The sequence below is a fragment of the Limnohabitans curvus genome, assembly GCF_003063475.1.
Taxonomy (GTDB): domain Bacteria; phylum Pseudomonadota; class Gammaproteobacteria; order Burkholderiales; family Burkholderiaceae_C; genus Limnohabitans; species Limnohabitans curvus.
This window is the reverse complement of sequence record NZ_NESP01000001.1, coordinates 942,075-955,553: the sequence shown is the minus strand read 5'-3', so window position 1 is coordinate 955,553 and position 13,479 is coordinate 942,075. Positions and strand designations below refer to the sequence as shown.

14 protein-coding genes are annotated in these 13,479 nt (G+C 59.4%); 7 read left to right on the top strand and 7 right to left on the bottom strand.

Annotated elements, in window-relative coordinates; translation table 11 throughout:
- Window positions 1–40 precede the first annotated feature (40 nt).
- Window positions 41–649: an ABC transporter ATP-binding protein gene (locus B9Z44_RS04805; RefSeq protein ID WP_108358269.1), complete on the bottom strand. Its 609-nt coding sequence runs from the start codon at window positions 647–649 to the stop codon at window positions 41–43.
- A 62-nt stretch (window positions 650–711) separates the two neighbouring features.
- On the opposite strand from B9Z44_RS04805, the gene B9Z44_RS04800 reads away from it, so the two are divergent.
- The gene (locus B9Z44_RS04800) at window positions 712–1,617 is read left to right on the top strand and encodes an alpha/beta fold hydrolase (protein ID WP_158268532.1); all 906 of its coding nucleotides are present in this window, start codon (window positions 712–714) and stop codon (window positions 1,615–1,617) included.
- Here the strand turns inward: B9Z44_RS04800 and B9Z44_RS04795 are convergent.
- On the bottom strand, window positions 1,583–2,737 hold the full coding sequence (locus B9Z44_RS04795) for a methyltransferase (RefSeq protein WP_199220171.1): 1,155 nt from the start codon (window positions 2,735–2,737) through the stop codon (window positions 1,583–1,585). The genes B9Z44_RS04800 and B9Z44_RS04795 overlap by 35 nt on opposite strands.
- Before the next feature lie 11 nt (window positions 2,738–2,748).
- Window positions 2,749–3,492: a hypothetical protein gene (locus tag B9Z44_RS04790; RefSeq protein ID WP_108358267.1), complete on the bottom strand. Its 744-nt coding sequence runs from the start codon at window positions 3,490–3,492 to the stop codon at window positions 2,749–2,751.
- Window positions 3,493–3,555: 63 nt separating this feature from the next.
- Between B9Z44_RS04790 and B9Z44_RS04785 the strand changes: the two genes are divergently transcribed.
- The 5 genes from B9Z44_RS04785 to B9Z44_RS04765 are packed head-to-tail and all read left to right on the top strand — an operon-like array spanning window position 3,556 to window position 7,546.
- Window positions 3,556–4,293 carry an endonuclease/exonuclease/phosphatase family protein gene (locus B9Z44_RS04785; RefSeq protein WP_108401834.1) on the top strand — a complete coding sequence of 246 codons (738 nt, stop codon included), beginning with the start codon at window positions 3,556–3,558 and terminating at the stop codon, window positions 4,291–4,293.
- Window positions 4,290–5,474 (top strand): cardiolipin synthase ClsB, encoded by a 1,185-nt coding sequence (clsB, locus tag B9Z44_RS04780; RefSeq protein ID WP_281258797.1) that lies wholly within the window; start codon window positions 4,290–4,292, stop codon window positions 5,472–5,474. Before B9Z44_RS04785 ends, clsB begins: the two co-directional genes overlap by 4 nt.
- Window positions 5,475–5,519: 45 nt before the next feature.
- Window positions 5,520–6,218, top strand: a complete 699-nt coding sequence (gene folE, locus B9Z44_RS04775) for a GTP cyclohydrolase I (protein ID WP_108358265.1) — start codon at window positions 5,520–5,522, stop codon at window positions 6,216–6,218.
- A gap of 4 nt (window positions 6,219–6,222) precedes the next feature.
- Window positions 6,223–6,648 (top strand): BLUF domain-containing protein, encoded by a 426-nt coding sequence (locus B9Z44_RS04770; RefSeq protein WP_108358264.1) that lies wholly within the window; start codon window positions 6,223–6,225, stop codon window positions 6,646–6,648.
- A gap of 34 nt (window positions 6,649–6,682) precedes the next feature.
- Entirely contained in the window at window positions 6,683–7,546 is an 864-nt protein-coding gene (locus B9Z44_RS04765) for a DUF429 domain-containing protein (RefSeq protein ID WP_108358263.1), read from the top strand.
- Window positions 7,547–7,551: 5 nt separating this feature from the next.
- Here the strand turns inward: B9Z44_RS04765 and B9Z44_RS04760 are convergent, their stop codons facing one another.
- Complete coding sequence (locus B9Z44_RS04760) at window positions 7,552–8,889, bottom strand: DNA polymerase Y family protein (RefSeq protein ID WP_108401832.1); 1,338 nt, start codon at window positions 8,887–8,889, stop codon at window positions 7,552–7,554.
- Window positions 8,890–8,929: 40 nt separating this feature from the next.
- On the bottom strand, window positions 8,930–10,612 hold the full coding sequence (locus B9Z44_RS04755) for a SulP family inorganic anion transporter (protein ID WP_108401831.1): 1,683 nt from the start codon (window positions 10,610–10,612) through the stop codon (window positions 8,930–8,932).
- Window positions 10,613–10,687: 75 nt separating this feature from the next.
- On the opposite strand from B9Z44_RS04755, the gene B9Z44_RS04750 reads away from it, so the two are divergent.
- Window positions 10,688–11,200 (top strand): thermonuclease family protein, encoded by a 513-nt coding sequence (locus B9Z44_RS04750; protein ID WP_108401830.1) that lies wholly within the window; start codon window positions 10,688–10,690, stop codon window positions 11,198–11,200.
- 38 nt (window positions 11,201–11,238) lie between these two features.
- On the opposite strand, the gene B9Z44_RS04745 is transcribed toward B9Z44_RS04750, so the two are convergent.
- Window positions 11,239–11,991 (bottom strand): HesA/MoeB/ThiF family protein, encoded by a 753-nt coding sequence (locus B9Z44_RS04745; RefSeq protein WP_108401829.1) that lies wholly within the window; start codon window positions 11,989–11,991, stop codon window positions 11,239–11,241.
- Between the two features lie 18 nt (window positions 11,992–12,009).
- Window positions 12,010–13,470 (bottom strand): S41 family peptidase, encoded by a 1,461-nt coding sequence (locus B9Z44_RS04740; protein ID WP_108401828.1) that lies wholly within the window; start codon window positions 13,468–13,470, stop codon window positions 12,010–12,012.
- Window positions 13,471–13,479 lie beyond the last annotated feature (9 nt).

Genomic DNA, 13,479 nt, shown 5'->3' with positions numbered 1-13,479 from the left:
ACTCACGTAACCTCAAGGGCACTGCTTGCAGTGCCCTTTTTTATTGGGAGGTGCTGCCGTTTGCGTACAGGTCAAGATTCAGCACGCGTGAGGTGTGCCACTGCGCCGGTGCTTCATAGTCAGCCACGATCCAAGTCCTGCTCGTGTGATGGACTGCTTCATGCAAAAAATCTTGAATGATGTGGATGGATGCCATGTCAAGCGCTGCAAACGGCTGGTCTAGCAGTGTGACTGTCGCGCCGGATGCCAAAGCTGCCACCACCATCACCTTGCGTCGGCTGCCGGCTGAGAGCATGTTGAGACGCTTCTCAAGGTGTGGGGTCATATCGAGCGCTTCAGCCAAATCCTGTTGCAATGCCGCGTTCCAGTTGGGGTAGCGTGCGCGCAGCGCATCCCAGCTGGCTTGCACCGTGGTGGTGTCGTGTGCGGGGTCTTGCAGGTTGGCCCAGAACACACCCCCTTCGGGTGTGGTGACAGCGCCAGCTGTCGGCTGCACATCGCCCGCCAGCAAACGCAGCAGCGTGGTTTTTCCTGTGCCTTCATCACCGCACAACCAGCTCACACCTGTGGGCCAAGTGAAGTTGAGGTTTTGAATAGGGCCGAGGCTCAAGCCTTGGGCTTGGAGCATGAATGCGTGAGGGGTAGACATGGCGTCATCGTGAGCGATGTGTGAGTTTTATCTATTGAGTATCGACTAGGATGATTGCAGTTATGACAGTCTCTAAATTTTCAGCTCTCAATTTCCAGTTACCTGCCGCCGAGCGCCATTTGGCTTATAGCCAAGTGGGCGACGCCCAGAGTGCCCATGTGTTGTTGTGTTTGCCAGGCTTGCTGGAAACACGCGCCACCTTTGACCCGCTGCTGCAAGCTGCTGAGGGGGTGCGTGGGCTGCGCATCATCAGCCTTGACCATTGCGGCCGAGGGGACTCCAGCCCATTGCCAGGCGATGCGGGTTACACCATGCAGGTGTACTTGGCCGACACGGTGGCTTTCATTCAACACGTCATCATGCGTGCGGACGTGCCCGTGACACGTTTTGAAGTGCTGGGCACCAGCATGGGTGGCATTTTGGCGATGTATTTGGCGAACCAAGCTGGCATTCGCATAGATGGTTTGCACTTCAATGACATCGGTTTGAATTTGCCGTGGATGTCGATTTACGGTTTGTACGACGGCATGAAGGTAGAAGGCCGCTTGCCTGAACCTCAAGTCATGGCGACACGGTTCAACGTCAGTTTGGGTGCCGTGGTGGCGGTGCAATCGCCGTCGCACTTTGACTTACCGTATCGCAAAGATTGGAAGGGCATGAATTTTGGCCACCTGCTGAGCCACTTCAAAGGCCCCGTGCGTTTGATTCACGGCAGCGATTCGGGCGTTTGTCCCATTGAGCAGGTGCGTGTGATGAAGCGTGAGCTGCCGCAATGCCAAGTGTTAGAAGTGCCGGGGGCACATCACCCCGCACCCTTCACGCCTGAGGTGTGTGCGTTTGTGTTGCAAGCGCTCAGTCAAGCGCCGGTGGCGGTGGAGTCGGCGGCAGCCAAAGAGCGCCGCGAAGAAAAAGAACGCGGCTTTTGGCCGTGGCTCAAGCAGCGCTACCGAGGCGCCAAAGCGAAGTAACTTCCTTGGCCCGCGCCGCATGCAGCGGGTCGGTCTCGTCGCTGGCTTTGCCATGACGCGGCTTGATGTCGTGACGTCCCAGCAGCAGCAAGCCCGCTTCGCTGATCCAGCACAACAGTTCTTCTCGGGTGCGCAGCCCTAGGTGTTCGGCCAAATCCGACAAGATGAGCCAACCCTCGCCGTTGGGTGCCAGGTGCTCTCGCAGGCCACTTAAAAAGCCACGCAGCATCCGGCTGCCTTCGTCATACACCGCATGCTCGATGGGCGAGCTAGGGCGGGCGGGCACCCACGGTGGGTTGCACACCACCAAAGGCGCTTGGCCTTCGGGGAATAAATCGGTTTGCACCAATGCCACTTTGTCGATGCGCTGCAGGCGTTGCAGGTTTTCGCGCGCGCAGGCGAGGGCGCGTGGGTCTTGGTCGGTGGCGACGATGTGTTGCACGCCACGCTTGGCCAACACGGCTGACAACACGCCGGTGCCCACGCCAATGTCAAACGCGAGTGATTTGTCTTTGATGGGTGTGTTGGCCACAAGGTCCACATATTCGCCGCGCACCGGCGAAAACACGCCGTAGTGTGGGTAGATGCGGTTATTGGGCGCGTCGCCCAAAGCTGCAATCTCTACGCCTTTTTTGCGCCACTCATGTGCGCCCACCACGCCTAACAATTCGCGCAGCGACACCATGCAGGCCTCGCCTGTTGCCGGGCCCCACGCTTCGGTGCAGGCTGGTTTCAAATCGGGCGCGCGGCGCAATGGAATGCTGTAGTCGCCATTCAACGGCACGATCACCATGGCCAAGATGCGGGCGCGTTGGCCCAAGGCTTGGCGGTGCAGGTTGAAGGCTTGCACAGGTGTGACGTCAGTGTCTGCCTTTTTGGATTTTTTAGGCTTGCGCTCTGTGCGGCGTGCCAAGGCTTGTAGCAATTGGCGTGCATTGTGAAAGTCACCTTGCCACAACAGGCCCGTACCTTCACAGGCAAGGCGGTAGGCGGTGTCGGCCGATGTTGTGTCGTCTGCAGCCACGACACGGCGTGGTGCAGCAGCGCCACTTTCGGCGCGCCACATGGGCAAGTTTTCTAAAGGGGTGAGCATGGCGGCATCATAGAGGCGTGCCGTCATGTGGGGGCGTGTCAGGGTGTGGTGAATTGCCAAGCCACGCCGGCTTGCCAGCGTTTGCTGGCGGGCTCGTAGGCGTTGCTCACCACGTCAGAGTCGCCCAAGCCTGTGTAACGCACATAGGGCGATAGGGTGTGACGCGCATCCATTTGCAGGTTCAGTTGGCCTTGCAGGTAAGCGCCCTTTTTTTGCGTGTTCACCACATCCGCACTGGGCGGCGATGTGTTGGCTTGTGACAGTTTGGAGGTGTGGCGCCCGTATACCAAGACGCCTGCTTCTAGCTCCCAAAAGTTGCTCACCCATCGAACGGGCAGCCACAGTTGGGTCGCGCTGCGTTCGTAACCGCCGCTGCCAGTCGAGCTGGTGCCGCGCAAATCGTTCCACAAGGTGTGAAGACCAAGGCCGGCATACAAACCGTGCTGGTTGGCGGTGTTGGCAAACACGGGCATCAAGGCACGCCAGCGCGTTTCAATGTTGTGAACGCCGTTCATGCTGCCGGTGCTGTTGCTGGTGTAGCGCTGTTTGCCAAAAAAAACATCACCCTCCAAATGCAGTTGCGGCATTGCGTTGAAGTTGTACGCACGTGCATGCAGCCCGACTTCTGGACCTTGGAGCTCCATCAAATTGGGTTCTTTGTATTGGTTGACGCCTGCGCTCAGACCCCATTGCACCACCGGATGGGATGGGGTTTGTGATTGCGCGACACAAGGCAATGCCAATGCCAAAGACAACAAATAAGCGGATGATTTTTGATGCATCTCTTGTTTTTAGCAGAATTTTGATGGAGAGCGACTTTGCTGAGGCAAACTTGTGTGCTGAAGATGAAAACATTCAAAGTCGCCACTTACAACATCCACAAAGGCGTGCAGGGCATAGGCCCCGCGCGTCGTTTAGAGATACATAACCTCGGCCATGCGGTCGAGCAGTTCGATGCGGACATTGTGTGTTTGCAAGAGGTGCGTGCGTTCAATCGCCAACAAGCCCGCCGCTTCAAGCATTGGCCGGATCAGGGCCAAGCTGACTTTTTAGCACCCGAGGGCTACACCCCCGTCTATCGCACGAACGCCATCACCAAGCATGGTGAGCACGGCAACGCTTTGCTCAGTCGTTGGCCCGTGCTGGAGCATCGTCACGAAGACATGTCAGACCACCGTTTGGAGCAGCGGGGCTTGCTGCACGTGACCTTGCAGGTGCAAGCGCGCGAGGTACACGTCATCGTGATTCACCTTGGGCTGTTGCCTGGTAGCCGCTTGCGCCAAACACAGCAGCTGCATGATTTCATTGAGCGGGAAATTCCTGCTGATGCGCCGCTGTTGGTGGCGGGCGATTTCAACGATTGGGGTAGCGCTGTGTCGCGCATGATGGCCACTGTGGGCTTGCACACCAATGCGGGCAAGCAGTACCCCACGTATCCTTCGCGCTTGCCCTTGGTGCAGCTTGATCATGTGTATGCGCGTGGCGTGCATCGCGTGAGCACGCATGTGCCGCGTGGCCCGATTTGGGGCTGCATGTCTGACCACTCACCGCTGCTGGTGGAGTTTGCATGGAATGCACCGTGAACCACGCACGCGCACATTCGCACGAGATGCGCTTGTTGACAGGCGGTGTGGATTTGTTTGCGGCCATGGTCGTGGCCATGGATGCTGCGCAGCACGAGGTGCTACTGGAAACCTACATTTTTGCTTTTGCAGGTGCTGGAGCCGATGTGGCGCATGCACTCATGCGCGCAGCACAACGTGGTGTGCGCGTGTGTGTGGTGGTCGATGGCGTCGGCACGGGTGAGTTGCCTGCCGTATGGGCCGATCAGTTTGCGCAAGTCGGCGTACAAGTGCGTGTGTATGCACCGGCTGTCGGTCTTGGCTTTTGGCTGCCCAGTCGCTGGCGGCGCTTGCACCGCAAGCTGTGCGTGGTGGACACCACGGTGGTATTTTGTGGCGGCATCAACATCTTGGACGATTACCTCGACCCGCATGTCCAGGGCTTGTTGACAGCCCCACGGCTTGACTACGCCGTCAGCGTGCGAGGCCCATTGGTGGTTGCGGCACGTGCCACCATGGCGCAGCTGTGGTCGCGTATCGAAGCGGTGCGTGAGTTACGTAGTCAAGATTTAGGCAGCGCATTGGATGCGCTTCGGGGGGCTAAGCAGCGGTTGCACTTGCCTGCGCGTGGCGAAACCCAATTGGTGTTGCGTGACAACGTGCGCCACCGCGCGCACATTGAGCGCACGTATCGCAAAGCCATTGGCGCATCGCGGCAGGACATCATCGTGGCCAGCGCCTATTTCTTTCCAGGCTTACGGTTGCGGCGTGCGCTGCTCATGGCTGCACGCCGAGGCGTGCGCGTGCGTTTGTTGTTGCAGGGGCAGTATGAATACTTCTTGCCTTACCGCGCGGCACGCCAGTTGTATGGCCAACTCATGGCCGCTGGCGTAGAAATTTACGAGTATCACGCCAGCTATTTGCATGCCAAAGTGGCCGTGATCGATGGCAAGTGGCTCACCGTAGGCTCGTCCAACCTTGACCCCTTCAGTTTGTTGCTGGCGCGTGAGGCCAATGTGGTGGCGCACGACGCCCAGATGGCCCAGGCCCTGCAGGCCAGTTTGGTGTCGGCCATTGAGCAAGGTGCGGTCCGCGTAGACCCGCATGCCTACCTCCATCGTGGCTGGCGCGAACGTGCAGTCGACGCACTGGCCTCAGCCTTGTTGCGCTTTGGTGTATTTTTGACGGGTAAACGCTACTGAACAGGGCTTGGCGTAAGGTTTTTGCTTCGCTGATACCATCTCCCTATGACTGCAAAAGACAACTTCGAAGGCACGCCGGTTTCTGTCAAGATTCGCGAGCGCATTGCCGCTGCCCGCAAGCGTTTTCACTCCAACGACAACATCGCCGAGTTCATCCAACCTGGTGAATTGGAAGCCTTGCTCGACGAAGTCGAAGTCAAGATGCAGGGCGTGCTCGACAGCTTGGTGATCGACACCGAACACGACCACAACACGGGTGACACGGCCCGCCGCGTGGCCAAGATGTACTTGCAAGAGGTCTTCAAAGGCCGTTACGTCACGGCGCCCGCTATCACCGAATTCCCCAATGCCGAGCACTTGAACGAGCTGATGATCGTCGGCCCGATCACCGTGCGCAGCGCGTGCAGCCACCACTTTTGCCCCGTCATTGGCAAGATCTGGATTGGTGTGTTGCCCAACGAGCGCACCAACGTGATTGGCTTGTCCAAGTACGCACGCTTGGCCGAATGGGTCATGGGTCGCCCCCAAATTCAAGAAGAGGCCGTGGTGCAACTGGCCGACTTGATTCAAGAAAAAACCCAGCCCGATGGCTTGGCCATCGTGATGGAAGCCAGCCATTTCTGCATGTCTTGGCGCGGCGTGAAAGACATGGACAGCAAGATGATCAACTCGGTCATGCGCGGTGCTTTCTTGAAAGACCCCAACTTGCGCCGCGAATTTTTGTCTCTGATTCCTAAAGGTTGATGCCATGCTCGTTCGTCTGTTGTATGTGAGCCGTTCCGTCAAACCCGAAACGCCCGAAGAAACCGAATCCATCCTGAACAGCTCGCGTGAGCACAACATTGGCAACGGCATCACTGGCGTGCTGTGTTTTGGTGGTGGCATTTACTTGCAAGCCATCGAAGGTGGTCGCAACCAAGTCAACGCGCTGTACACCCACATCGTCAAAGACCCGCGCCACAAAGACGTGGTGATCTTGGCTTATGAAGAAATCACCGAGCGCCGCTTTGGTGGCTGGACCATGGGCCACGTCCGCTTGGACAAACTCAACCCGTCCATCGTGTTGAAGTACTCCGAAACCCCTGAACTCGACCCTTACGGTGTGTCAGGCAACGTGTCATTCGCGCTGTTGGAAGAGCTGATGGCCACTGCGTCCATCGTCGGCCGCGCTTAACAGTCCATTGGGGTCAGAACCCAATTCACGCGACATGACGCTCATTGGCTGCGACTTCAGCAGCAGCCCCACCAAACGCAAACCCGTTGTCGTCGCTGTTGGTCATGCCAAAGCGGGCCGCGTGCAGCTGCAAAGCCTGCTGCGGTTTGACACCCTTGCTTCCTTTGCTGATTGGCTGAAACAGCCCCAAACGTGGGTGGGTGGTTTCGATTTGCCGTTCGGCTTACCGCGCGAGTTGGTTGAAACTTTGAACTGGCCCCGCGATTGGTTGCCTTGCATGCAGCACTACGCCGCACTCAGCCGTGCTGAGATACGCGACACCTTCAAAGCTTTTTGCGATGCACGCCCCGTGGGCGGCAAATTTGCCCATCGCGCCACGGATACGCCCGCAGGCTCTAGCCCGTCCATGAAATGGGTGAACCCGCCGGTCGCTTTCATGTTGCACGCGGGTCTGCCGTTGTTGATTGAGGCGGGCGTCACGCTGCCGCGCTTGCATGTGCCTGTTGTGCCAGACGCTGCCGCCGCTGCGTCCTCAGTTGCCGAGTCGCCTCAGTCCTTGCGTGTTGCGCTAGAAGCCTACCCCGGCTTGCTGGCGCGTGAGTTGATTGGCAACACCAGCTACAAAAGCGATGACAAAGCCAAGCAAACGCCCGAGCGCTTGATTGCCCGTAAACAGCTGCTGCAAGCTTTGGAGATTGGCCAAACCCGTTTGGGCCTGCGCCTCAAACTCACCCATGCCCAGCACGACACCTTGGTGGACGATGCCAGCGGCGACAGCCTCGACGCTGTGCTGTGCATGGTGCAAGCTGCGTGGGCGCAAGCGCAGCATGAAGCGGGACATGCCCAATACGGACTGCCCGCGTGCGATCCGTTGGAGGGGTGGATCGTGACGGCTTGAAACGCCTAACGCTCCGACTCCAAATCAGGGATTCGATTGAACGCAATTCGCATGGGCGCGTGGTCTAGCCCTGCTTGAGCGCTGGCGAAGTACACCGTGTTTTTGCCATGCTTGCCGTTGAGCGTGTCGATGGCAGCCAACAGTTTGCGGCGGTCGCGCACAGGTTCAATTTTTCGTGCTGTGCGCGCGGACAAAGAGCCCATGGCTTCGGGATTTTCATTTGCGTCAGATGTGCCTTTTGCATCGGCTGCGGCTTCATCAAACCCAAACAAATCACCCGTGTGTTGGCCTGCTTCAATCAAGCCATGCAGCTGAACGCCCACGGTGACCGGATGAGCCAGCAAGTGCAGGCCGCTGTGCCACAGCTGCTCGAGCGTGTGTAACAAAAACGCGGTGTCTTGGGTTTCGCCAATGTGTGCGGCGCGGTCGTCGCCCATGCGCTGCCCACGGTTGCCGTACCCGTGGCGGCAGCGCACATGCACGCTCATGCTGGTGGCGTACACATTTTGTTTGCGCAGGCGCATGGCGGCTTTTTGCGTCAGGCGGTTGAGCACCGCAAACGCGCCTGCAGGGTTGCGCAAATCGGGCGGCAGCACGTGCGAGTGGCCCAGCGACTTGGCCACCGTCTCACGTGGCCCATACCACTGGCCGCGCAGCTTGTCGTACATCTCGGCTCCCGCCACGCCCCCCCATGCGGTGCGCAGCAGCTCGCGGGGCGCGGCATACAGCTGTTCCATCGTGTGAATGCCGCAGCGCTCTAGCCGCTGCACCATGCGCGGGCCAATGCCGTTGATCGCCTTGGGCTTGAGCCCATACAAACGTTGCGGCAGCTCGTGGGCTTCGATCACCGTCAGCCCGTCGGGCTTTTGCATGTTCGACGCCAGCTTGGCCAGCAGCGTGTTGGGCGCAATGCCCACCGAGGTGCGCATGCATTCGCCCAGCTGCGCCACCACCTCGGCCTTGATGCGTTCGGCCAGCCCTACCGCACGTTCGCGCTGTTGCCAGCGGCCGGTTAGCTCGCACTCCATCTCGTCAATCGACAGCACTTGGCGCACGGGGGCCAGCGTGTCCACCACCGCCACCGCGCGGTGGTGCATCTCCACATACTTGGCGTGGTCGGCCAGCACGATGGCAATGTCGGGGCACAGCCGCCGCGCCTCGGCCACACCGGTGCCTGTGCCGATGCCCAGCGCCTTGGCCTCGTAACTGGCGGCAATGCAGCACGACGTTTCGGCCAGCACCGGCACCACGCCCACAGGCCGCCCGCGTAGCGCGGGGTTGAGCTGTTGTTCAACCGAGGCGAAGTAGCTGTTGAAGTCGACGAAGAGGGAGCGAAGCGTCATTGAATACTGTTTATAAAAACAGTATTCTAGTGGACGAGCTTTAAATACACCACCCCATATCTGCAGGCAACGTCTCCAACTGCCGCAACTGCGCAATCGCTTCCGCGTCCGTGCGATACATGTGCAGCCCCGCATGCGCTTGCAGGCAGCCTGCGCGGCGCAGCACGGTTTCTACGGGTAGCTTCATGCCGCTGATGTGCAGGCTGATGCCGCGCTCGCGCAGCATGGCTTCTAGCTTGGCGAGACTTTCCACGCCGGTGGCGTCGATGCGGTTGATGGGCATGGCAAACAGGCACACATGGGCGACGTTGGGGTGCTGGCTGAGGTGCTCCATCATGGCGCGCTCTAGGGTGCTGGCGGCGGCGAAGTCGAGTTCGGCGTCCATGCGCAGGGCGTAGAGGTGGTTGGCCAACGGGGGCAACTTCCACAAGTGGCGGTCGCGCAGGCTGCCGTCGGCGTGCAGGCCCACTTCAATGATGCGCGGGTGCAAGCGCGTGTGCAAAAAGTGGCTCAGGCCCATCACCACACCGGCCAACACGCCCCAATACAAACGCGGGGCTGAGAGCAGGGTGATGACAAACGTCACCACCGCCGTGGCGGCTTCGACGCGGTCAATTTTGTAAAGCTGCACAAACGCATGCGGCTTGATCAGCCCCATCACCGCGGCCACCACGATGGCGGCCAGCACCGATTGCGGCACGGGGTGCAGCATGGGGGTGAAGAGCAAGAGGATGGCCAAGATCACCGCCACCGACACCAAGGTGGCCCAGCTCGATTGCGCGCCCGCATACAGGTTCAGCGCCGAGCGGCTGAACGACGAGCTGGTCGGAAAAGCGCCGCACAAGCCTGAGGCCACTTTGGCCAAGCCTTGGCCAATCAGGTCTTGGTCTTGGTCCCAGCGTTTGCCGCTGCGGTCGTTGTCGACCTTGGCGCTGGAGGCGGTTTCTAAAAAGCTCACCAGCGTGATGACCAAGGTGGGCAGCACCAGTTGCTTGAACACTTCCCAATCGATCATGCTGGGTACAAACAACGCAGGCAAGCCTTGGGGCAACGCGCCCACCACCGCCGTGCCCGAAGCCTCTAGCCCCAGCGCCCAGCTCAGGCCTGCCGCGCCCAGCACCACCACCAACACGGTGGGGAAGGTGGGCCGCCAACGCCGTGCCAACACCAGCAGCACCAGCGTGACCACGCCAAACACCAAGCTGGCCCAGTCAATGCCAGCGCCCGTGATGGCCGATGACCAGCCGTTTGTAAAACCCAACAACGCCGGAACTTGCGACGAGATGATGAGCACGCCAGCGCCTTGTGTGAACGCCATCAACACGGGCGAGCTGACCAAGTTCAGCAACCAGCCAAAACGCGCAAAGCCCAACACCACCTGCAGCACACCCGTCATGAGCGATAGCCACACCGTGAGGTTGATCCACTCAGCACTGCCAGGCGTAGCCATGCCGCTGAGTGAAGCGGCAACCAAGATCGACGTCAACGCCGTCGGCCCTACAGATAACCGAGGCGATGCACTGAACAGAACCGCCACCAACGCAGGCAACAGCGACGCGTAAATGCCTGTGATCAGCGGCATACCCGCCAACGCCGCATACGCCACGCCCTGCGGAATGACCATGAGGCCCACGCTCAAGCCCGCGAAGGCCTCGCTTTTGAGCAGTTGAGGGGTTGGCTTAGGCCAGCTGAGAAACGGGAACCAGTGCTTTGCAGAGTGCATGCGCTAATCGTAACGGCTGGCTCACCAACTGATACGCGGTGGTTTGCACAATGCAGTTTTTGCTTGAGGCGGTTTATGGCTTTAGGGGCGCGTGTGTTTGCAGTGGTGTGGGCGGTGTGCGTATGCATCACCATGCCCGCGCACGCATGGCCCGGCATCGTCACGCACGTGAGCGACGGCGACACCGTGTGGGTGCAGCCGTTACAAGGCGGCGAGGCGCACAACGTGCGGCTGCTGGGCATTGATGCGCCCGAGATTTGCCAGCCTTGGGGCCCACAGTCACGCGCGGCATTGCACGCTGCGCTGCAAGGCCAAGTGGTGGAGGTGCGCGCCCGCACGCGTGATAGCTATGGCCGTTTGCTGGCGCAGCTCACGCGCCAAGGCAACGATGTGGGCGCGTGGATGGTGGGGCAGGGTTATGCGTGGTCATACAGCTACAAAAACAACGCAGGCCCCTATGAGGCGCTGCAGCTGCAAGCGCAAACGCAGCACCTAGGTTTGTTTTCAGATGGGCGGGCTTTGCAGCCAAGGTGGTTCAGAAAAAGGTTTGGCTCGTGCCACTTGCCCACACCTGATGCGCCGCATTAAAACCCAATAAGCCGTCGCGTTTTATCGCGTGATGACGCTCAGTGCTTACCGCCGCACACGGGGCACGCCGCGTTGCGTTGCAAGCGCACTTCGTGCCATTCCATGCCACGGCCATCCAGCATTTGCAGGCGGCCTGTTAGGCGCGAGCCCATGCCTGTGATGAGCTTGACCGTTTCCATGGCTTGCATGGTGCCAATCACGCCCACCAGCGGTGCGAGCACACCCATGGTGGAGCACAGCACTTCTTCAGGCGCGTGGTCAGGCGGGAAGATGCAGGCGTAGCAGGGCGATTGGTCGTCACGCGTGTCGTACACCGCCAGCTGGCCATCCATGCGAATGGCCGCGCCTGATACCAGCGGCACTTTGTGCTTCACACACGCGGCGTTCACGGCTTGACGGGTTTCAAAGTTGTCACAGCAGTCCACCACCACTTGCACGGTGGGCACCAGCGCGTTGAGCTGGACAGCGTCTAGTTTGTGGGCCAGCGCGGTCACACGTACTTCGGGGTTGAGGGCCAGCATGGCTTGTGAGGCTGACGCTACTTTTGGGTAGCCCACACGCGCGGTGGTGTGGGCGATTTGGCGTTGCAGGTTGGTGAGATCAACTGCATCGTGGTCAGCAATCGTGATGTGGCCTACGCCGCTCGCGGCCAAGTACATGGCCACTGGAGAACCCAAACCACCTGCGCCCACCACCAGCACATGGCTGTCGACCAAGCGCTGCTGCCCCTCGATGCCCACCTCGTCCAGCAAGATGTGGCGTGAATAGCGCAGCAGTTGGTCGTCGTTCACCGCAGGTCTACAAGTGAATCACTTGTCTTTTTTCTCGGCAGGACGCTCAGTTTGCGTCTTGCTGGCCAACACGGGTTGGCCTTTGAGGCGTTTGAGGGCTTGCTCAAGTTGGAAGTCTTTGTCGCTGCCAAACTCGGGCGGGCGGCGCTCGTTGTTGGGCTTTTTGGATTCTTCTTCTAAACGCTTCATGGCTTCTTCGCGGGCCTTCTCGCGTTCTTTGTCCTGTGCTTTGTCTTTGGCTGCGTTGCCTTGGCCGCTTTCCAAATGCTTGTCCAAATCGGCTTCACGCATGCGCAGGATGGCGAAGGGGCTGCCCTCGGCGGTGTCGTCCAGCAACACATCCGGCACGATGCCTTTGGCTTGGATGCTGCGGCCACTTGGCGTGTAGTAACGCGCGGTGGTGATTTTCAAAGCGGTATCGGGGCCCAACTGGCGCACGGTTTGCACCGAGCCTTTGCCAAAGGTTTGGCTGCCCATGATGGTGGCGCGCTTGTGGTCTTGCAGGGCACCGGCCACGATTTCGCTGGCCGAGGCCGAGCCTTCGTTGACCAGCACCACCAAGGGCACGGTGCGATAAATGCCTTTGGTCGCTTGGTGCAAGCGAGCGATGGGGTCGCTGCCGCTGCTGCGACGATAGAACTCAGGCGAGGCTTTATAAACAAATTTGCTCTCGGCCAATTGGCCATTGGTAGACACCACGTTCACGTTCTCAGGCAAAAACACGGCAGACACGGCTACGGCTGCATCCAGCAAACCACCAGGGTCGTTGCGCAGGTCCAGCACCACGCCTTTGAGCTTGGGTTCTTGTTTGTAGATTTCTTCCAGCTTTTTGGCGAAATCGTCCACCGAGCGTTCTTGGAACTGACTCAGGCGAATCCAGCCGTAGCCGGGCTCCACCACTTTGCCTTTGACGCTTTGTGTTTTGATTTCCTCACGAATGATGTTCACGGGGAAGGTGCGGTTTTCGTCTTTGCGGTAGATGGTCAACATGACCTTGGTACCTGGCTCGCCGCGCATGCGTTTGACCGCGTCGTTGAGTGACAGACCTTTGACCACGGTGTCATCAATCTTGGTGATCATGTCGCCCGACTTGATGCCACCCCGAAAAGCGGGTGAGCCTTCGATGGGCGACACAATTTTGATGAGGCCTTCTTCTTGCGTGATCTCAATGCCCACACCCACAAAGCGGCCTGTGGTGCCTTCTCGGAACTCTTTGAAGGTTTTTTTGTCGTAATACTGCGAATGCGGGTCGAGGCTGGCGACCATGCCTGTGATGGCGTCGCTGATGAGTTTTTTCTCGTCCACAGGCTCTACGTAGTCGCTCTTGACCATGCTGAACACAGCGGCAAGTTGCTGCAACTCTTCCAGTGGCAGGGGCGCCATGTTGGCGCGTGCAGCGGTTTGCAGCGAGACGGTGGTCAGTGCGCCGGTCAGGGCGCCGATGGCGACCCAGCCTGCAATCTTGAGTTTTTGACGCATGTGGCCTTC

Coding starts and splice junctions, on each gene's coding strand:
- B9Z44_RS04805 (WP_108358269.1), bottom strand. CDS start 649: ATGTCTACCCCTCACGCATTCATGCTCCAAGCCCAAGGCTTGAGCCTC.
- B9Z44_RS04800 (WP_158268532.1), top strand. CDS start 712: ATGACAGTCTCTAAATTTTCAGCTCTCAATTTCCAGTTACCTGCCGCC.
- B9Z44_RS04795 (WP_199220171.1), bottom strand. CDS start 2,737: ATGACGGCACGCCTCTATGATGCCGCCATGCTCACCCCTTTAGAAAAC.
- B9Z44_RS04790 (WP_108358267.1), bottom strand. CDS start 3,492: ATGCATCAAAAATCATCCGCTTATTTGTTGTCTTTGGCATTGGCATTG.
- B9Z44_RS04785 (WP_108401834.1), top strand. CDS start 3,556: ATGAAAACATTCAAAGTCGCCACTTACAACATCCACAAAGGCGTGCAG.
- folE (WP_108358265.1), top strand. CDS start 5,520: ATGACTGCAAAAGACAACTTCGAAGGCACGCCGGTTTCTGTCAAGATT.
- B9Z44_RS04770 (WP_108358264.1), top strand. CDS start 6,223: ATGCTCGTTCGTCTGTTGTATGTGAGCCGTTCCGTCAAACCCGAAACG.
- B9Z44_RS04765 (WP_108358263.1), top strand. CDS start 6,683: ATGACGCTCATTGGCTGCGACTTCAGCAGCAGCCCCACCAAACGCAAA.
- B9Z44_RS04760 (WP_108401832.1), bottom strand. CDS start 8,889: ATGACGCTTCGCTCCCTCTTCGTCGACTTCAACAGCTACTTCGCCTCG.
- B9Z44_RS04755 (WP_108401831.1), bottom strand. CDS start 10,612: ATGCACTCTGCAAAGCACTGGTTCCCGTTTCTCAGCTGGCCTAAGCCA.
- B9Z44_RS04750 (WP_108401830.1), top strand. CDS start 10,688: ATGGCTTTAGGGGCGCGTGTGTTTGCAGTGGTGTGGGCGGTGTGCGTA.
- B9Z44_RS04740 (WP_108401828.1), bottom strand. CDS start 13,470: ATGCGTCAAAAACTCAAGATTGCAGGCTGGGTCGCCATCGGCGCCCTG.